General features: G+C 55.1%; 21 protein-coding genes. 11 read left to right on the forward strand and 10 right to left on the reverse strand.

Annotation, left to right across the window (positions count from 1 at the left end; translation table 11 throughout):
* Positions 1–52: 52 nt before the first annotated feature.
* The gene (locus Q1A75_RS02030) at positions 53–1,153 is read left to right on the forward strand and encodes an alpha/beta fold hydrolase (RefSeq protein ID WP_299547897.1); all 1,101 of its coding nucleotides are present in this window, start codon (positions 53–55) and stop codon (positions 1,151–1,153) included.
* Complete coding sequence (locus tag Q1A75_RS02035) at positions 1,153–2,397, forward strand: MFS transporter (protein WP_299547900.1); 1,245 nt, start codon at positions 1,153–1,155, stop codon at positions 2,395–2,397. Before Q1A75_RS02030 ends, Q1A75_RS02035 begins: the two co-directional genes overlap by 1 nt.
* On the opposite strand, the gene Q1A75_RS02040 is transcribed toward Q1A75_RS02035, so the two are convergent.
* The 3 genes from Q1A75_RS02040 to Q1A75_RS02050 are packed head-to-tail and all read right to left on the reverse strand — an operon-like array spanning position 2,380 to position 4,657.
* A complete protein-coding gene (locus Q1A75_RS02040; RefSeq protein ID WP_299547903.1) occupies positions 2,380–2,970 on the reverse strand; it encodes a Smr/MutS family protein in 591 nt (196 codons plus the stop codon). The genes Q1A75_RS02035 and Q1A75_RS02040 overlap by 18 nt on opposite strands.
* Positions 2,967–3,956, reverse strand: a complete 990-nt coding sequence (locus tag Q1A75_RS02045; protein WP_299547906.1) for a murein transglycosylase A — start codon at positions 3,954–3,956, stop codon at positions 2,967–2,969. The genes Q1A75_RS02040 and Q1A75_RS02045 overlap by 4 nt, the downstream gene beginning before the upstream one ends.
* 41 nt (positions 3,957–3,997) lie before the next feature.
* Positions 3,998–4,657 carry a Tim44/TimA family putative adaptor protein gene (locus Q1A75_RS02050; protein WP_299547908.1) on the reverse strand — a complete coding sequence of 220 codons (660 nt, stop codon included), beginning with the start codon at positions 4,655–4,657 and terminating at the stop codon, positions 3,998–4,000.
* A gap of 114 nt (positions 4,658–4,771) precedes the next feature.
* Between Q1A75_RS02050 and Q1A75_RS02055 the strand changes: the two genes are divergently transcribed.
* Both Q1A75_RS02055 and secB read left to right on the forward strand, forming a co-directional pair.
* On the forward strand, positions 4,772–5,239 hold the full coding sequence (locus tag Q1A75_RS02055) for an FxsA family protein (RefSeq protein ID WP_299547910.1): 468 nt from the start codon (positions 4,772–4,774) through the stop codon (positions 5,237–5,239).
* Between the two features lie 61 nt (positions 5,240–5,300).
* Positions 5,301–5,786 (forward strand): protein-export chaperone SecB, encoded by a 486-nt coding sequence (gene secB, locus Q1A75_RS02060; protein ID WP_299547913.1) that lies wholly within the window; start codon positions 5,301–5,303, stop codon positions 5,784–5,786.
* Between the two features lie 46 nt (positions 5,787–5,832).
* Here the strand turns inward: secB and dnaQ are convergent, their stop codons facing one another.
* Genes dnaQ through Q1A75_RS02080 form a run of 4 tightly spaced genes read right to left on the reverse strand, consistent with a single transcriptional unit; the run spans position 5,833 to position 8,548 of the window.
* Positions 5,833–6,519 carry a DNA polymerase III subunit epsilon gene (dnaQ, locus tag Q1A75_RS02065; RefSeq protein WP_299547916.1) on the reverse strand — a complete coding sequence of 229 codons (687 nt, stop codon included), beginning with the start codon at positions 6,517–6,519 and terminating at the stop codon, positions 5,833–5,835.
* Positions 6,512–7,105 carry a dephospho-CoA kinase gene (coaE, locus tag Q1A75_RS02070; protein ID WP_299547919.1) on the reverse strand — a complete coding sequence of 198 codons (594 nt, stop codon included), beginning with the start codon at positions 7,103–7,105 and terminating at the stop codon, positions 6,512–6,514. Before coaE ends, dnaQ begins: the two co-directional genes overlap by 8 nt.
* Complete coding sequence (locus Q1A75_RS02075) at positions 7,102–7,932, reverse strand: shikimate dehydrogenase (RefSeq protein ID WP_299547922.1); 831 nt, start codon at positions 7,930–7,932, stop codon at positions 7,102–7,104. Before Q1A75_RS02075 ends, coaE begins: the two co-directional genes overlap by 4 nt.
* A 16-nt stretch (positions 7,933–7,948) precedes the next feature.
* A complete protein-coding gene (locus Q1A75_RS02080; RefSeq protein ID WP_299547925.1) occupies positions 7,949–8,548 on the reverse strand; it encodes a Maf family nucleotide pyrophosphatase in 600 nt (199 codons plus the stop codon).
* 409 nt (positions 8,549–8,957) lie between these two features.
* On the opposite strand from Q1A75_RS02080, the gene hemJ reads away from it, so the two are divergent.
* The 7 genes from hemJ to Q1A75_RS02115 all read left to right on the forward strand — a co-directional run bounded on the left by hemJ (position 8,958) and on the right by Q1A75_RS02115 (position 16,283).
* The gene (gene hemJ / locus Q1A75_RS02085; RefSeq protein WP_299547927.1) at positions 8,958–9,404 is read left to right on the forward strand and encodes a protoporphyrinogen oxidase HemJ; all 447 of its coding nucleotides are present in this window, start codon (positions 8,958–8,960) and stop codon (positions 9,402–9,404) included.
* Between the two features lie 123 nt (positions 9,405–9,527).
* Positions 9,528–10,799: a transcription termination factor Rho gene (gene rho / locus Q1A75_RS02090; RefSeq protein WP_299547930.1), complete on the forward strand. Its 1,272-nt coding sequence runs from the start codon at positions 9,528–9,530 to the stop codon at positions 10,797–10,799.
* 22 nt (positions 10,800–10,821) lie between these two features.
* Positions 10,822–12,105, forward strand: a complete 1,284-nt coding sequence (gene mnmE / locus Q1A75_RS02095) for a tRNA uridine-5-carboxymethylaminomethyl(34) synthesis GTPase MnmE (RefSeq protein ID WP_299547932.1) — start codon at positions 10,822–10,824, stop codon at positions 12,103–12,105.
* A gap of 4 nt (positions 12,106–12,109) precedes the next feature.
* Positions 12,110–13,978, forward strand: a complete 1,869-nt coding sequence (gene mnmG / locus Q1A75_RS02100) for a tRNA uridine-5-carboxymethylaminomethyl(34) synthesis enzyme MnmG (RefSeq protein ID WP_299547935.1) — start codon at positions 12,110–12,112, stop codon at positions 13,976–13,978.
* A complete protein-coding gene (rsmG, locus tag Q1A75_RS02105; RefSeq protein ID WP_299547938.1) occupies positions 13,975–14,586 on the forward strand; it encodes a 16S rRNA (guanine(527)-N(7))-methyltransferase RsmG in 612 nt (203 codons plus the stop codon). Before mnmG ends, rsmG begins: the two co-directional genes overlap by 4 nt.
* Positions 14,579–15,388, forward strand: coding sequence for an AAA family ATPase (locus tag Q1A75_RS02110; protein ID WP_299547941.1), 810 nt, complete (start codon positions 14,579–14,581; stop codon positions 15,386–15,388). Before rsmG ends, Q1A75_RS02110 begins: the two co-directional genes overlap by 8 nt.
* A 1-nt stretch (position 15,389) precedes the next feature.
* On the forward strand, positions 15,390–16,283 hold the full coding sequence (locus Q1A75_RS02115) for a ParB/RepB/Spo0J family partition protein (RefSeq protein WP_299547943.1): 894 nt from the start codon (positions 15,390–15,392) through the stop codon (positions 16,281–16,283).
* Here the strand turns inward: Q1A75_RS02115 and hemW are convergent.
* Genes hemW through rph form a run of 3 tightly spaced genes read right to left on the reverse strand, consistent with a single transcriptional unit; the run spans position 16,280 to position 18,739 of the window.
* The gene (gene hemW / locus Q1A75_RS02120) at positions 16,280–17,425 is read right to left on the reverse strand and encodes a radical SAM family heme chaperone HemW (RefSeq protein WP_299547945.1); all 1,146 of its coding nucleotides are present in this window, start codon (positions 17,423–17,425) and stop codon (positions 16,280–16,282) included. The two genes, Q1A75_RS02115 and hemW, sit on opposite strands and share 4 nt — an antisense overlap.
* Positions 17,418–18,029, reverse strand: a complete 612-nt coding sequence (gene rdgB, locus Q1A75_RS02125) for an RdgB/HAM1 family non-canonical purine NTP pyrophosphatase (RefSeq protein ID WP_299547948.1) — start codon at positions 18,027–18,029, stop codon at positions 17,418–17,420. Before rdgB ends, hemW begins: the two co-directional genes overlap by 8 nt.
* Complete coding sequence (gene rph, locus Q1A75_RS02130; RefSeq protein WP_299547951.1) at positions 18,026–18,739, reverse strand: ribonuclease PH; 714 nt, start codon at positions 18,737–18,739, stop codon at positions 18,026–18,028. The genes rdgB and rph overlap by 4 nt, the downstream gene beginning before the upstream one ends.
* Positions 18,740–18,759: the final 20 nt, after the last annotated feature.

Here is an 18,759-nt window from a genome sequence, read left to right on the forward strand (position 1 = left end):
TGTTTGCTCCCCGCTCGGTTACATCCAAAGAATTGTCGGGCAGGGGTTTTCGATGCGCGCGATTCTATTTGTTTTGATCTTTCTTCTTGCTGCCTGCAGTGACAGAACGGACGCGCCCATTATACCAGGGGCCAAATTCATTGGTACAAACCGCGACGTTTTTATCGGCACCACGCGCAGTCTGAACGGGGCTGGCGAGTTCGGCATTGGCAGGTCTTCGACACTGAAGCTTTTGCAAGCCACCGTGTCGCTGCCACCCGGTCGCGCGCTGGGCAGCGTGTCAGATGGGCAGGATCGCCCTAAACCAGAACGTGACTTTACCCTCGCTGCACTGGGAACCTACGACTCGAGTGACGCGTTTCGCGCAGCGCTGGCTGCTGATCTGGCATCTCGTCCCGAAGCGGAGCGCGAGGTGACGTTGTTCGTACATGGGTTCAACAACAGCTTCACCAACTCGGCCTTCCGGGTCGCGCAGTTGGCGGAGGATCTCGAGGTTCCTGGCACCCATGTCACCTATTCATGGCCAAGTCGTGGCAATCCGCTGGGATATGAATACGATCAGGACAGTGCGCTTTTTGCACGCGACGGTTTGGCCGATCTGATGCGCCTGATCCGATCGGCAGGCCAGCCTGATATCATACTTGTTGCCCACTCGATGGGCAGCGCCCTGGTGATGGAGACCTTGCGCCAGCTCGATATTGCGGAACCGGGTTGGGTTGGTCGAAACGTGAGCGGCGTAATCCTGTTGTCCCCCGACATCAACGTTGATGTCTTTCGCAGCCAGTTTTCGCGGATACAAACAGCGCCGGATCCATTTGTCGTGATAGTCTCTCGCAAGGACGCAATCCTACGCGTTTCTTCCCGGCTGCGGGGCGAAAGGACCCAGCTGGGTAATATCCAGAACACAGATGCCGTGGCTGACCTTCCTATAACCATTGTCGACGTCACAGAATTCACTGATCGCAAGTCCGGCAATCATTTCGTCGCAGCGGGATCGCCCGCGCTGATCCAGTTGCTTCGCCGTTCGTCCGAACTGGATAGCGAATTCCTGCGTGGACGAGCCGGGTCCGTACTGACAATTCCCGGCGCCCGCCGCATTCAAGTACCGCCACGGCGCTCCTCACCCGGAGCAATCCGCGGGGAGTCACGATAGTGGCAACTATATCAGGGTCAGAGCCATTGGGCCGATTCCTGAGTACCAACAAACAATGGCTTGGAGCCGGCTCACTTCTGACGCTGCTGTCGTCCTTCGGACAAACGTTTTTCATATCGATCTTTGCAGCGCAAATTCAGACTGACTTTTCCCTGAGCCACGGCAGTTGGGGTGCAATCTATGGTCTGGGAACCGCGGCGTCCGCGGTGGTCATGATCTGGGCCGGGGGCCTGACGGATCGGTTCCGCGCCCGGACGCTTGGCATGCTTGCGCTGACTTTGCTTGCCGCCTCGTGCCTATTGATGGCTCTCAATCCCTATGCCGCGCTTTTGCCGATTGTAATCTTTGCGCTTCGGTTGACCGGGCAGGGCATGACAAGCCACATCGCTATTGTGGCAATGGCCCGGTGGTTTGTTTCTACACGCGGCCGAGCCTTGGCCATGGCCACTTTGGGCTTTTCACTAGGTGAAGCGGTGTTGCCGCTACTTTTTGTGGCACTTATGGCCTTTCTTGATTGGCGCATATTGTGGGTGCTTGCCGGCACGGTGACGCTATTGGGTGTGCCGACCCTGTGGCGCCTCTTGGGGGAAGAACGAACACCGCAATCCATGGCAGCGGAAAACCAAAGTGCGGGCATGAGAGCCAGACACTGGACCCGCACGGATACGCTGGGCCACCCTTTATTCTGGTTCATGGTACCAGCGTTATTGGGACCCGCCGCGTTCAATACAGCGTTCTTCTTCCAACAAGTCTACTTTGCTCAGATCAAGGGGTGGTCACATTTGTCACTTGTGGCGCTGTTCCCCGTTTACACGGTCGTTGGGATCGGGGCGATGATCCTATCCGGCGTCGCACTGGATCGGTTCGGTACCGCACGGTTGATCCCTTTCTTCCAGCTGCCGGTCGTGGCTGCTTTTGTGATTTTCGCATTTGCAGAGTCGCTGGCCGCTGCCGGGATCGGCCTCGTCTTTCTCGCGCTGACAACAGGGGCGAATTCAACGTTGCCCAATGCGTTCTGGGCGGAATTCTACGGCACCCGTCATATCGGCGCGATCAAGGCGATGGCCGCAGCCGTCATGGTGCTGGGGTCAGCGATCGGACCTGGTCTGACCGGAGGGCTGATCGATATGGGTATCGACCTGAACCTGCAATACGTGGGCGTCGCGGCCTATTTCCTGTTGGCAACGGTCTGTATGTGGATCGGCATCCAGCGGGCGCGCAATGATTTACCGCTGCCGACGTAGATAGACATAGTAGGCTCCTCCGCCCCCATGCCGCACATTGGCTTGACTGACTTGCAACACAGCCGAAGACAGGGGCGGCATCGACAGCCATTGCGGCACCTGATGGCGCAACACGCCAAAACGTACTGGTATGGGCCCGTCATCATCCCGGTTTTTGCCCTTGCCCGTCACCACCAGAACCAGCCGTTTGCCTTGGGACTGTGCCGACAGAATGAACCGGATAAGAGATGGATGCGCACGGTCAAGCGTCATCCCATGGAGGTCCAGTTTACCTTCTGGCTTCAGCTTGCCGCGTTTCATCTGCGTGAACGCCTTGCGATCCATCTGAACTGGCTGGCCTGCAATCTGATCGACGATCGAAGGAGTCAGGTTGATCGAGGTGGATGGTTTAGACGCAGATGGCTTGCTTAGCGTTGGTGTAACTTCAAACATGGCTTTCAAACGGGGTTTCGGCGCGGACGTGGTGACAAAGTCATCGGGATGAAATGGCTTTTCCGGGTGCAAGCGCTCGGTCTTGTCCGTCACCTTCCGCCACAGTTCTTCCTCGTCCGGGCGCAACTTGCGGCGGGTCATATCGCACTCTCCGGCAGCAGGGCATAAGCGCGCTGGATGGGCATCAACACCATCATCCTGCCCGGATCCCGTAAACGCCCGGCTTCGCGACCTGCTTTATCGCCGGTCCCAAAGAACACGTCTGCACGCTGCGCGCCCTTGATGGCCGAACCCGTGTCCTGTGCGATCATAAGCCGTCGCAGCGGGCCGTTTCCGTCCTTTTCAATCCATACCGGCGCACCCAAGGGAACAAATGCGGGGTCCACTGCAATCGACCGCATTGTCGTGATCGATCGGTTCATCGCGCCCAGGGGTCCTCGATCAGCTGGTACTTCGCTGACTTCACGGAAGAACACGTAGGATGGATTGTGATACAACAATTCCTCACCCACGATGGGGTTGTTTCGGACGTAGTTTCGAATGACCTGCGCGCTGACCTGATGTGCTGCATAAGTGCCGCGCCGTACCAGTTCCGCCCCGATAGAACGATATTTGTGCCCATTGGCGCCGCTATATCCGACACGGATCATTTGGCCATTGGGCATGCGGATACGCCCGGAACCCTGAATTTGCAGAAAGAACAGCTCGACCGGGTCATCGACCCATGCGATCTCGAGCCCGCGGCCCTGCATCACGGTCCCTTCCAGGATTTGGCGACGGGTCAGCCAAGGGCGGATGTGCCGCGCTTCGGGCGGCATGGCGTAGACAGGAAAACGATAGCGTGCGCTGCGGCGGCGTGAGCCATCCAGCTCTGGCTCAAAGTATCCTGTGAACAGCGCGGGTGCGCCGTCTTCGATCAGTACAGGACGGAAGAAAAGCTCAAAAAAGGCGCGTGCATCCGGGACGTCGCGGGCCAAGGTACACAGAGACCGCCAATCGGGATCATCCATGTCCCGGCACGTGTTGCGGAACGTTGTCAACGCTGCTGCATGATCATCCTGCGCCCAACCGTCCAATGCAGCAAAGTCCAGCACCGTATACTTCGCATCAGAGGCAGCGGCGGTCATGGTCCAGAAAATCGTGCAGAATGCTGAGACGCAGAAACGTATTACGCGTCTGTAGACACCAGTAGCCAATTCGGGTCGTCTGCCCCCATGGTTCTGGCGAAGGCCCATGTGTCCTTCTGCCGCTTCACCTCAGTCAGGCTACCTTCTACGATATCTCCGCCTTGATCGCGAACAGCGGATTTCAGTTCAGCGACATACCGGATTGTCAGTTCGCCTTCGCCCGTTTCCGGATCAAAGGTGGCATCCATCAACTTCAGCTCGCGCACACCGAAAAACTCGGCTTCGATGGTCAGGCCCTGATCTTCGCGGGCTGCCACGCCATCGACAAAAGATTCATAAATCTCTTCGGACAGGAAAGGTTGGATATCAGCAAGATCGCCACGCTCATACCCCATCACGATCATCTCGTATGCACCACGCGCACCTTGCAAAAAGTCGGAAACCTGGAATGACGGTTCTGCCCGCTTCATTTCGGTCAACGCCTTGGCGGCATTGCTATCCTCTTCCACATGATCCGTGATATCCAGATCTGGACCACCCTCGATCACTTCGAAATCATGCTTGCTGGACCGCTCGGATACCTGTTTGGGAACCGGCGGTTGTTCGAATCCTTCGCGTGTTCCCAGCACGTTTTTCAGGCGCAAGATCAGGAAAACGGCGATGCCAGCAAGGACCAGCAACTGGATAAGCGGAGAATTCATTAATGCCTCGTCATTCGGGGTCGGGTGGCGATAGCGCCGTCGGACCCTTATGTAGGTGCATGGGGGGCGCAAGTCCACTGTACGGCCCCTTGTGGAAACGAAAGGATAACACGAATGTGGCTGTTTCTGGCCTTTCTTTTAGTCCCATTGATCGAGATTGCCCTGTTTATTCAGGTGGGCGGCGCAATCGGGCTAGGTTGGACCCTGCTGATTGTGGTGGTCACGGCGGTTCTGGGCACGATGTTGGTACGCGCCCAGGGGATGCAGGCGCTGGGGCAAGTAAAATCGTCTTTCAACCAGATGCGTGATCCCAGTGAAGCATTGGCACATGGGGGCATGATCCTGTTTTCCGGCGCATTGTTGCTGACCCCTGGTTTTTTCACTGATGCTGTTGGATTCGCGCTGCTTGTTCCGGGCGTTCGGCTTGCTGTTTTTCGCTGGGCACGCAGCCGGATAAAGGTCACCACATTCTCGAGCCACGGGCAGACACCACAACGCCCCGATGTCGTTGAAGGTGAGTTTACCGAAGTTGATCCCGATCAACGCGAAGTCCGGGGCCCCTCAGGCTGGACCAAGCATTGAGGCCAGCGGCCCAAGCTGATACGAAGCGCGGGATTTATCGTTTCCCTCGGAGAAAGAGCTGATGGCCGAAGAACAAGCCGCACAACCTGCCGCGCCACAGATGCGCGTACTGGGCCAATACATTCGTGACATGTCATTTGAGAATATCGTGTCACAAAAAGGCGCCGCGCCGGATGTACAACCCGATGTTCAGGTACAGGTAAACCTGGATGCGAAGAAGCGCGGACAGGACAACCAGTACGAAAGCGCGATCAAGCTGAACGTCACATCGAAGGCGAAGGAAGGGGACACCGTCCTTTTCGTTCTCGAGATCGACTATGTCGGCATGTTCCACATCGAAAACGTGCCCGAAGATCAGCTGCATCCGTTCCTTCTGATCGAATGCCCGCGCATGATCTTCCCGTTCCTACGCCGTGTGGTCAGCGATATCACCCGCGACGGTGGCTTCCCGCCTTTGAACCTCGAAAATATCGATTTCGTATCTCTCTACCGGAACGAAATCGCGCGGCGTCAGAAAGAAGCAGCGCCGTCCGAGCCCATCAACTGATGCACTTGAGTATGTAAAGGGGCCCGGTCATCGCACCGGGCCTTTTTTACTTCGGCCAAAGGGCGTCATCACCCAGCTTGGCTACAAACCCTGTATGTGCTTCCCGCTCCTGCGCAGTAATCCGGCTTGGCAAAACAGTAGGGCGAGGCGGTGGGGTCCAGCTTTCTACTTCGGTCGCACTGGCCCCTGAACCACGTGCCGTCGACAGCGCAAAGTCCGGCTGACGTCCACCAATCAGTTCCAGATAAACCTCTGCGAGGATTTCACTGTCGAGCAACGCGCCGTGCAATGTCCGGGCCGAGTTGTCGATGCCAAACCGACGGCACAACGCGTCGAGCGACGCGGGCGAGCCAGGGAAACGGCGGCGTGCGATATCGAGGGTGTCAATGGCTTGATCGAATGGGAGTTGCGGCAGACCCATCCATTTCAGTTCAGCATTGAGAAACTTCATGTCGAAGGCTGCGTTGTGGATCACCAGTTTGGCATCACCCACAAAATCGAGAAACTTTCGTCCGAGCTGTGCGAATTTCGGTTTTCCACGCAGGAAATCGTCACCCAGCCCATGCACTTCGAACGCTTCCTGAGGCATCGAACGCTCCGGATCGATATATTCGTGGAACACGTTGTCGGTCGGTACATGGCCAATCAACTCAATCGCCCCGATCTCGACAATCCGGTCGCCGCTTTCTGGGTCAAAGCCCGTCGTTTCGGTATCAAGGACTATTTCACGCATGACAGGACCTGCTCTTGATCTGCTGAACCACAGAATGAACCTGCGCGCGGGCATGTTCAACCGTGTCCGTTTCGATCAGAAAATCGGCACGTTTGCATTTTTCAGCGCTGGGCATCTGTTTTTTCAGCATTGCATGAAATTGGTCCTCGCTCATCGTCCCGCGTGCAAGAACACGCGCCTTTTGAATTTCCGCATCCACATGGACAACGGCAACAGCATCCATCGCGGTATCACCGCCCGTTTCAAACAGCAGTGGAATATCAAAGACGATGATGTGTGCATCAGACGTTGCAACAAAATGCGCACGGTCATCAGCAACAAGCGGATGCACAATCGCCTCGATACGAGCCAAAGCGGTCGCGTCTTGAGAAATGACAGATCGGAGCGCATCGCGGGATACAGCCCCATCTTTCACAGCATTTGGAAACAACTTCCCAACTGGCGCCACACCTGCACCACCTTTGCCATAAAGGCGGTGAACCGCAGCGTCAGCATCCCAAACCGCGCATCCTTCGTCTTCGAACATATGAGCAGTTGTTGACTTGCCCATTCCAATCGAGCCGGTCAGTCCCAGTTTGAATGTCATCGCAAGGCCGCCGCGCGCGCCGCACTATCTACCGCAGGCCTATGACCAAACCAGCGCTCGAAAGCGGGCACCGCCTGATGCAATAACATACCAAGCCCATCGACTGTCACACAGCCAGCTGCTTCAGCCGCCGCCAGCAAATCCGTCTTCAGCGGGGTATAAACAAGGTCAGTGACAACCGTTTGTTGCCGCAAGCCATCCAGGGGTATGCGCATTGCAGGTTTTCCGATCATGCCCAGCGATGTCGTGTTCACGACGAGAGCCGAATCCTCAAGGATGTTCCCCGCCTGAACCCAATCCACAACCGAGACCTTCTTTCCAAAATCGTCAGCCAGTTTTTCGGCACGCACCCGGGTGCGGTTCGTCAACATTATCTCGGGAATGCCTGCGTCCAGAAGGGACGCGATAACAGCGCGCGCGGCACCGCCTGAACCCAATACAGTCGCCGGTCCTGCGTTCGATTGCCAAGCCGATGCACCAGCCTTCAGGTTTTCAATGAAACCATACCCATCCGTGTTGTCTGCATGGATTTGACCATCCTTGCGAAAGATCAACGTGTTCGCAGCGCCGATCAGAGTCGCACGATCGGTGACAAGATCGGCAATCTCCAGCGCGGCTTCCTTGTGGGGAATGGTGATGTTCACACCAACAAATCCGGCTTTCGGCAGGGCACGCAGCACAGTCTCAAGATCCTGCGAAGACACGTCCATCGGAATATAGTCACCACGCAAGCCCAGCGTCTTAAGCCAATGCCGATGCAACTGCGGAGACTTCGAGTGTGCCACAGGGGATCCAATGACCCCCGCCAAAGGAATTTTATCGCTCATCCCTGCATGCCTTCGATTAACCGTCAATCACTCCGCGCAGCGTCAGGAACGCCAAAAGCTCCAACAACGGCATCCCAAGGACATTGAAATAGTCCCCTTCAATGCTGTGGAACAGGCGTACCCCCTCGGCCTCTAGCTGATATGCGCCAACTGAGTGGCGAATGTCATCCCAATTCCGGTCGATGTACCCATCAAGATACTCATCCGACACATCTCGCATGCGCAACCGAACCTGTCCAACATGGCGCCAGATCGGTTTTCCCTCGTGGTAGATGACCGCAGCAGACAATAGCACGTGACGCTGACCCCGCATGGCACGCAACTGCTCAGCGGCATCCATCTGGTTCACCGGTTTTGACAGAAGCCGGTTGTTGAAAGACAGAACCTGATCGCATCCGATAACCATGGAGTCCGGCTGCTTGTCCGCCACCTTGCGCGATTTCATCTCAGCCAAAGCATCGGCGATGTCGCGGGGGGATGCATCTTCTGCGAGTAAGGAAGCTTTCATATTTTCTTCATCAACACGGGGCACGATAACGTCAAATTCTATGCCCGCGTTCCGCAGCAATTGGGACCGGATGGCTGAACCCGAGGCAAGAACGATGGGGATGGTCATGTGGATATCCTTGTGTGTCACACATGGTGAAGTGAGGGATCAAACAGGTGAAAACAAGCCACATGTCAGCACCGCACAAAATACCCGCGATCTTCGGCAATGTTCACCACAAACTGTCCCGGGTGTGAAAGAATAAATGACACACTGAGGGAAACTGGTCTTATCCGAAGTTACCCACAGGTTTATCAGCTTTAGCAATCAACCATTTTAGTTATTAAGGTATTGTTTTATATTGTATTTTTAAGTTTTCAAGCGGTGGAGCGCATACGTGGAAAAACATATCACACTGTGCGTAACCCCTTGGGCAAACGGTTAATCCACAGAAATTCTGTTCCCTACAAAATCATCATCTCTTTTCTTTCTTTTATTTATTTATAAGGGTGGCCCAGAACAAAGGGGACCAAAAAATATGGATTTCTTGATAGCCTCATATCCTTGGATCAAGGCATTCCATATCATGTCGGTCATCGCATGGATGGCGGCCTTGTTCTATCTGCCAAGGCTATATGTCTACCACTCAGAAAGCGTTGGACTTGAGGGTGAGACACACGCGCTGTTCCAGACCATGGAGTACAAGCTTCTCAAGATCATCATGAATCCGGCTATGATCGCAACCTGGATCTTCGGGCTCCTTCTGGCCTTGATCCCTGGTGTGATCGACTGGGGAGCTTTGTGGCCCTGGACCAAGTTGATCGGCATTCTTGCTATGTCCGGCTTCCATGGTTGGCTGTCCGCACAGCGCAAGGCATTTGCTGCCGGGGGTCCGATCAAAACAGGGCGGCAGTACAGAATGATGAATGAGGTACCCACGCTTCTGATGGTGCTGATTATCCTCTCTGTTGTGGTGAAATTCTGAAACCGTTGACTTAAAGCGCGACAGCCCCTATCAGCATTGTCGCACCCCGTTCGGGGACTGCAGACAGCTTTTACATTTGACTGGACGCGCACCGCTTGAACAAGGCGGGCCAAGAGTATTCCCATGACCGCAGAACGCCTCGCCCTTGCTGAACTCAAGGCGCAAAGCCCCAAAGACCTCCTTGCAACGGCAGAGGAGCTGGAAATTGAAAACGCCTCGACCATGCGGAAGGGCGAGATGATGTTCCAGATTCTGCGCGAACGCGCAGATGAAGGGTGGGAGATTTCAGGTGATGGTGTGCTGGAAGTCCTGCAGGACGGCTTTGGCTTCCTGCGTTCGCCTGAGGCAAACTATCTGCCGGGCCCGGATGACATCTATGTCTCGCCCGAGATGATCCGCCAATACTCGCTGCGTACTGGGGATACGATCGAAGGGGTGATCAAAGCTCCTGATGATAGCGAACGTTACTTCGCGTTGACCAATGCGACAAAGATCAACTTTGAAGAGCCGGAAAAAGCGAAGCACAAGATTGCCTTTGATAACTTGACGCCGCTTTATCCAGACGAGCGTTTGACGATGGAAACAGATGATCCCGCGACCAAGGACCGGTCGGCCCGGATCATCGACCTTGTATCGCCTATCGGTAAAGGTCAGCGATCCCTGATCGTGGCTCCGCCGCGGACAGGTAAGACAGTTCTTCTACAGAACATTGCGTCCAGCATCGAAAAGAACCATCCAGAGTGCTACTTGATTGTTCTGCTGATCGATGAACGGCCCGAAGAGGTCACGGACATGCAGCGGTCGGTCAAAGGAGAGGTCGTCAGCTCAACATTCGATGAACCAGCAACACGCCACGTTGCCGTGTCTGAAATGGTGATCGAGAAGGCAAAGCGTTTGGTTGAGCACAAACGAGATGTTGTTATTCTTTTGGACTCGATCACAAGACTTGGTAGGGCATTCAACACTGTGGTGCCATCCTCGGGTAAGGTTTTGACCGGTGGTGTGGATGCAAATGCCTTGCAACGCCCCAAACGTTTCTTCGGTGCGGCCCGGAATATCGAGGAAGGTGGATCGTTGACCATCGTCGCAACTGCCTTGATTGACACGGGTAGCCGGATGGACGAGGTCATCTTTGAAGAATTCAAGGGCACCGGTAACTCGGAAATCGTCTTGGATCGCAAGATCGCCGACAAACGCGTGTTCCCTGCTATCGATATCCTCAAATCCGGCACTCGGAAAGAGGATCTGCTGGTCGACAAGAACGATCTGGCCAAGACCTTTGTTCTGCGGCGCATCCTGAACCCAATGGGTACAACAGATGCGATCGAGTTCCTGATCTCCAAACTCAAGCAGACCAAGACAAACGGCGAATTCTTCGATTCCATGAACACCTGATCTATCGACCGGAGGTAAGGGGATGGATACAATCTTTGCCCTTGCCACGGCCCAGGGCCGGGCTGGTGTCGCCGTCATACGGATCTCTGGACCTGCAGCCAAGTCCTGCGCTTTGCAGATGTGCGGGTTCTTACCGCATGCCCGGCATGCCAGCACGCGCATCCTGCATGATGAAAATGGCGAAACCCTTGACCACGCTCTGGTGCTTGTTTTTGACGCGCCCGCAAGCTTTACGGGCGAAGATGTGGTCGAATTTCACCTGCATGGAAGCATAGCTGTCATTTCTGCTGTCCTCCGTGAGCTTGGAAAGCACGATGCGCGGATGGCCGAACCAGGCGAGTTCACTCGCCGTGCGCTAGAAAACAACAAGATGGACCTCGCTCAGGTTGAGGGACTCGGTGATCTGATCGAAGCCGAAACAGAGGCACAACGACAGCAGGCATTACGCTCAGTTTCAGGTGAGTTGGGCCAACGGATCGAGACATGGCGCAGCCAGTTGATCCGTGCCGCAGCACTTGTGGAAGTGACAATAGACTTTGCTGATGAAGAGGTACCCGTAGATGTTACCCCTGAAGTTCAAAGCCTGTTGTCGGGGGTGATGGAAGACATCGTAAACCAACTGGATGGCTTCAAGGCATCAGAGAGAATTCGTACAGGGTTTGAAGTGGCTATCGTCGGTGCACCCAATGCAGGTAAATCCACGTTGCTGAATGCGCTTGCGCGTCGTGACGCTGCAATAACTTCTGAAACTGCTGGGACAACCCGTGACGTTATAGAAGTCCGTATGGATCTTGGCGGATTGCCGGTAACATTGCTGGATACGGCCGGCCTTCGGGACTCCGGCGATGAGATCGAGGCTGAAGGAATCGCTCGGGCTATTTCACGGGCCAATGCTGCTCAGCTACGTATTTTTCTGACTGAACCTCAGGAACATCTGAGTGTTCCAATCGTCGATGGGGACATTGTTCGGGCCCCCAAGGCAGATCAGCGGAATGATGATATACCAGCTATATCTGGGCTGACTGGCCAGGGCGTCGACGATCTCGTATCCGACGTTACCGCAGTTTTGGGTGAAAGAACACAGAACGCCGGATTACTCACGCATGAGAGGCATCGTGTTGCGATGATCAGGGCGTTGTCGATGTTGGATTCGGCGATGACGTTGGTTGGTGCGGGGCCTGAACACTATGATATTGCGGCAGAGGAAATGCGGATTGCGATTCGATCTCTTGAGGCTGTTGTTGGGCGCGTGGACGTCGAAAACCTTCTGGACGAGATATTCTCGAGCTTTTGCTTAGGTAAATGATGGAGTGTTTCACGTGAAACATTTTGATGTTGTGGTTATCGGTGGTGGAAACGCTGGGACCGAAGCGGCGCATGCTGCGGCGCGGATGGGCGCGTCAACTGTATTGGTGACGATGAAGATTTCTGGGATCGGCGTTATGTCCTGCAATCCGGCCATTGGCGGCTTGGGAAAGGGGCATCTCGTACGTGAAATCGATGCAATGGATGGAATCATGGGCCGCGTTGCCGATGCGTCTGGTATTCAATTTCGTTTATTGAACCGGCGCAAAGGTCCTGCTGTTCAAGGGCCACGTACGCAATCGGATCGCGCTGTATATCAGAAAACCATGCTGCACATCATGCAGAACACGGAGAACCTTACAGTTGTTGAAGGCGAAGTGATCGATTTCCGCATGGATGGCGATAGAGTAGTAGGCGTATGTCTGGCTGACGATTCAGAGATTTTGGCAGATGCGGTTATTTTGACCACAGGTACATTCCTGCGCGGCACCATCCATATCGGCGATAAATCTTACCCGGGCGGGCGCATGGGGGATGAGGCGTCAGTTCCACTTGCCGATCGAATAGACGGCTTTGCCCTTCCCACGGGGCGTTTGAAAACCGGCACGCCACCGCGATTGGATGCACGGACAATCAACTGGGGTGGATTGGATCAGCAAGAGGCGGACAGCGATCCTTCTCTCTTCTCCTTTATGTCCACTACGGCACCTCTAAGACAGATCGCCTGCGGTATCACACATACAAATTCCAAAACTCATGACATCATTCGTGATAACCTTAACCGATCCGCCATGTATGGCGGCCATATCGAGGGCGTCGGCCCCAGGTACTGCCCGTCCATCGAGGATAAGATTGTGCGATTTGCTGATAAGGACTCGCACCAAATATTTCTTGAGCCTGAGGGGCTGAATGATCACACGATTTATCCGAACGGTATTTCTACATCTTTGCCTGAGGGCGTGCAGTTGGACTATATTCAGTCGATTGTGGGCTTGGAACAGGCCAAGATCCTGCAACCGGGCTATGCAATTGAGTACGACTATGTGGATCCGCGCGTTTTAAGCGCGGACCTGTCTCTCCGAAATGTTCCCGGACTGTTCCTTGCGGGGCAGATCAACGGCACAACCGGTTATGAGGAAGCGGCTGCGCAGGGTTTAGTGGCCGGATTGAACGCCGCACAGTGGGTACAGGGTAGGGATCCAGTGCATTTCCGTCGTGATCAAAGCTACATCGGTGTGATGATCGACGATCTGACCACCCGCGGCGTTACGGAGCCTTATCGTATGTTTACCTCACGCGCTGAGTTCCGCCTGTCGCTGCGCGCGGACAATGCGGATCAGCGGTTGACCCAGCTTGGTCGGGACTTGGGCTGCGTATCCGATGTGCGCATGTCAGTGTTTGCGGCAAAAAATGATCAACTCGCGGCGATGAGGGGCTGCCTGGGCGAAACCGAGTTCACTCCAAAGCAAATCGCGGCCCAGGGAATCCGGATCAACCAGGACGGAATAAAGCGTACGCCGTTTCAGGTGCTGGCTTTTCCGGATGTGACGTTCGAGCAGGTCGCTGGCCTTGTGCCGGACGTGTTGCAGTTTCCAAAGGAAATCCAAGCGCAGGTCGCGCGGGACGCACTTTACGCCAATTATATCGCGCGACAGCAAAAAGACGTGGAAAAGCTGCGGAAAGACGAGCAACTTAAAATCCCCAAGGGCGTTGACTACTCCGTAATTTCTGGATTGTCCGCAGAACTTCAGAGTAAGTTGTCGCGTGTTCAGCCCGCTGACCTGGCGCAAGCTGCGCGGATCGACGGAATGACACCCGCGGCGCTCGCGCTTATTCTTGGCCGCATTCGACTTTTGGAAAAGAAGTCAGCATGATGCAGGTACCAGGGTGGTGGGACCAGAATGTTTCACGTGAAACACTGGACAAGCTGCAGGGCTATGCGGCGCTGATCCGCAAATGGACACCAAAGATCAACCTTGTTGCCAAGTCGACCATAGACGACATCGAGGCACGGCATATTTGGGACAGTGCTCAAATACACACGTCTCGACAGGGCGTTTGGGCTGATTTAGGCAGTGGAGGCGGGCTACCCGGAGTAGTTGTCGCGATCTTTGCACAGGCGGATGGGCTAGATGCGGCGGTCACTCTGGTTGAAAGTGATCAACGTAAAGCAACCTTTCTAAGGACATGCGCGCGCGAGCTGGATCTGCCAATGAAAGTTGTAGCGCAACGTGTTGAAGACGTGCAGGGACTTCAGGCTCAGACAATCTCGGCACGCGCACTGGCGCCTCTGGACTCTTTGCTGTCTCTGGCGAAACCGCATGTTGCGAAGTGCGGGTTGTGCCTGTTTCAAAAGGGAGCGCATTGGCAGGAAGAAGTTGAAGCCGCGCAGCAAAACTGGCGGTTTTCATATGATGCGATGCCAAGTAAAACAAATGCAGAAGCAGTAGTCCTCAAAATCAAGGATGTCACGCGTGTCTGATCCGACGCGCCCACCCGGGCCCAAGATTATCTCCGTTGCAAATCAAAAGGGAGGTGTGGGTAAGACCACGACCACCATCAACTTGGCAGCCGCCCTTGTGGAAATTGGAAGCCGAGTGCTTGTGGTGGATCTGGATCCACAGGGGAACGCGTCCACGGGCCTTGGGGTCGAGATGGAAGATCGGGAGCTTACTACATATGATCTTCTGTTGGACGATGTTCCGTTGAACGATGTCATCTTGGCGACCGACATCGATGATCTGGCAATTGTTCCTGCAACAGTTGATCTGAGTTCGGCGGACATTGAGTTGATTTCGAACGAGAAGCGCAGCTTCCTGTTACATGACGCATTGCGGCAGACAGATATGGATGCCTATGGTTTTGACTTCATTCTAATTGACTGTCCGCCATCGCTGAATTTGCTAACGGTAAATGCAATGATCGCGTCGGATTCAGTACTTGTGCCGCTCCAAAGCGAGTTCTTTGCATTGGAAGGGTTGTCGCAGTTGATGCTGACGGTCCGGGAGGTGCGGCAGACCGGCAATCCGAACCTCCGGATTGAGGGTGTGGTGTTGACGATGCACGATGCGCGAAACAATCTCTCCCAACAGGTCGAGCAAGACGCACGCGATAACCTGGGAGATATCGTTTTCAAAACGCGAATTCCGCGCAACGTAAGGGTCAGTGAGGCACCGTCCTATGCGATGCCGGTGTTGTCATATGACAGCACCTCAAAAGGCGCGGTGGCTTATCGGGATCTGGCTAAGGAATTGGTCGCCAATAATGCAGCAGTGGGAGCCTGACATGGCAAGCAATGAAAAGAAACGAGGTTTGGGGCGTGGGCTCTCTGCATTGATGGCAGATGTTGCGGAGCCAGCTTCGCCAACCACCACATCGGGTGAGGGTGGAGAGCAAAATGTACCGATTGAAAAGATCAAGCCCAACCCGAACCAGCCACGTCGTCACTTCGACGCTGGCCCGCTCGAGGACCTTGTGGCATCTATCAAAGAGAAGGGTGTACTGCAGCCATTGATCGTTCGACCCAGCGGGGGTGAGTACGAAATTGTTGCGGGCGAACGCCGCTGGCGTGCAGCTCAACAGGCACAGCTTCACGAGCTTCCAGTTCTGGTGCGTGATTTCTCGGACACAGAGGTGCTGGAAGTTGCGATCATCGAAAACATTCAGCGCGCTGACCTGAATCCCATCGAGGAAGCCGCAGGCTACAAACAGCTGATGGATCGTTTCGGTCACACGCAAGAAAAGATGGCCGAGGCGCTGGGCAAGTCCCGTAGTCACATTGCAAACCTTTTGCGGTTGCTGCAGCTTCCCGATGATATTCAGACCTTTGTGGTCGATGGTTCGCTGAGTGCGGGGCATGCCAGAGCGCTGATTACCGCTGACGATCCTGTTGCACTGGCAAAGAAGGTAATCGCCGACGGGCTGTCAGTTCGCGCGACCGAAGCTCTGGTTAAGAAAGTGTCGGAAGATGTAGGTGACAATATCTTCGTGGGTTCGCCAAAGCCGAAAGCTCAAAGCAAGGATGCTGACACCCGCGCACTCGAGGATGATCTGTCGGCGGCAACAGGCGTTAAGGTGTCATTGATGCACAAACCAGATGGCGAATCTGGTACCCTGACGCTGCAATACGACACCTTGGATCAGCTGGATGACTTGTGCCGACGTCTGAGTGCTAGCTAGCCGTCCAAAAGGGATCGTAAAACGCCATTTAACAAGCTAAACCCTTGATTCGTAACGTTTATTACACTTCCTTGCTGTCCGATAAGACCCATCTCAGTTAGCTCGGTCAACCGACTCTCATCTAGCGGTCTGTTGGCCAGTTGTGCATACCGGTTCAAATCGATGCCTTCAGCCAAACGAAGGCCCATCATCAGGAATTCAACGGCCTGATCCGTGCCCGACAGCGCTTGGTGGTGTTCTCTGTCGCTCCCCGAAAGCCAAGCTCCGGGCATCCGGTGTTGTTCAGTTGCGCGGCGACTTCCTTGCACCGTCAGGCGACCATGTGCTCCCGGTCCGATCCCGGCATAGTCGCCATAGCGCCAATAAATCAGATTGTGCCGGGATTCTGCGCCGTCCTTTGCGTGGTTCGATACCTCGTATCGCGGCATCCCAAAGTCGGAACATACATCCTGTGTCATTGCATACATGTCGGCTGATAAGTCATCATCTGGTAAGCCGCCCAGCTTCCCACGCTTATATCGGTCACCAAAGGCAGTGCCTGGTTCAATGGTGAGTTGATACAAGGACACGTGATCCAGTCCGAGGGCAAGAGCTGCCCGCAGCTCAGATTCCCACTGTGTTAGAGACTGTTTTTGCCGCCCGTACATGAGATCGAAGCTAACGCGATCAAAGACGGACCGGGCGATGTCAAAGGCAGCCAAGCCTTCGGCAGCGGTGTGCAAACGACCCAGTGCTTGAAGATCTGGATCATTCAAGGCCTGAATGCCCATGGATACGCGGTTAACACCCGCACTACGAAAAGCGGTGAACTTGCCAGCTTCAACAGATGTTGGGTTGGCCTCAAGCGTTACCTCAAGATCGTTGGCCAGAGGCCATGTCTTGGCCGCCATGTCCAGGATTGCGCCGGTCGTCCCGGGATCCATTAGACTGGGGGTGCCGCCGCCAAAGAAAACAGACCGTAGAACACGGCCCCGGGTTAATGAACCAACGCGTTTGACCTCGGATACCAGCGCTTCGCGCCATGCGTCGTGATCAACAGTTTTGGTAACGTGGCTGTTAAAGTCACAGTACGGGCATTTTGCTGCGCAAAATGGCCAGTGGACATACAGGCCGAAGCCACCCGCTTCCCAATCCTCAGCCAAAACAGCCTGCGATCAACTTCTTGAAGCTGTCGGCCCGGTGACTGATCCTGTTTTTTTCGTCGGCCGACATTTCGGCAAAGGTGCGGTCATGACCGACAGGTTGGAACATTGGGTCATAACCGTGGCCCAACTGTCCGCGTACTGGCCAAACCAAGGTTCCTTCAACCGTACCAACAAACACTTCTTCATGTCCGCCAGGCCATGCCAGAACAAGGGTCGAGCAGAATCGAGCCGTCCACGGAGCCGCGGCCTGACGCTTTATGAGCTCCGAATGCGTGCGCGTCATGGCCAGCATGAAGTCACGCCCGTTTGGTGTTTCTGCCCAATCAGCGGTGTAGACACCGGGTTCGCCATCCAAGCCGTCAACTTCGATCCCGGAATCATCAGCAAGGGCTGGCAGGCCCGTCGCCTCAACTGCCGCCAGCGCCTTGATCCTTGCGTTTCCGACAAACGTGGATTCCGTTTCCTTGGGTTCCGGCAGCTTCATCTCGGCTGCCCCGACGACGGTAACGCCGAAAGGTTGGAACAGTTGTTCCATTTCCTCCAGTTTGCCGGCGTTGTGCGTGGCAACCAGAATTCGGGTCTCGTCGAACCGTCGAGTCATACGGTTACGCTTTGTTGAATGGTAACCAGTTCGCTTACGCCTTTTTCGGCAAGGTCCATCAATGCGTTCATCTGATCCCGGCTGAAGGCGGCCCCCTCGGCGCTCATCTGGACTTCGATCAGCTGCTTGTCGCCCGTCATTATAAAGTTGCCATCGACGCCCGCATCGCTGTCTTCGGGGTAATCAAGGTCAAGCACAGGCTGACCAGCATAGATTCCGCAGCTGATGGCTGCGACAGGTGATACCAGTGGATCGGTCACCACATCTCCCGCTTTCATCAACTTGTTCACAGCTAAACGTAGGGCCACCCAACCGCCAGTAATAGAGGCGCAGCGCGTGCCGCCATCGGCTTGAAGTACGTCACAGTCGACAGTGATCTGACGTTCACCCAGCGCAACGCGGTCAACGCCCGCTCGCAGTGAACGGCCGATCAGCCGTTGGATTTCCACGGTGCGGCCGCCTTGCTTGCCGGACGCAGCTTCGCGCCGCATCCTTGTGTTGGTCGCCCGTGGCAGCATTCCGTACTCGGCCGTGACCCAACCCAAGCCAGATCCTTTGATGAATGGCGGTACACGATCCTCGATTGTCGCAGTGCACAACACATGCGTGTCACCCATCTTGATCAGGGCGGACCCTTCGGCGTGTTTGGTAAAGCCTGTTTCGATGGAAACGGACCGCATTTCGCTCAGTTCTCGACCAGAGGGGCGCATGTGACTTCCTTTTTCGTGTA

Source organism: uncultured Tateyamaria sp., from assembly GCF_947504105.1.
In the GTDB taxonomy this organism is placed as follows: Bacteria; Pseudomonadota; Alphaproteobacteria; order Rhodobacterales; family Rhodobacteraceae; genus Tateyamaria.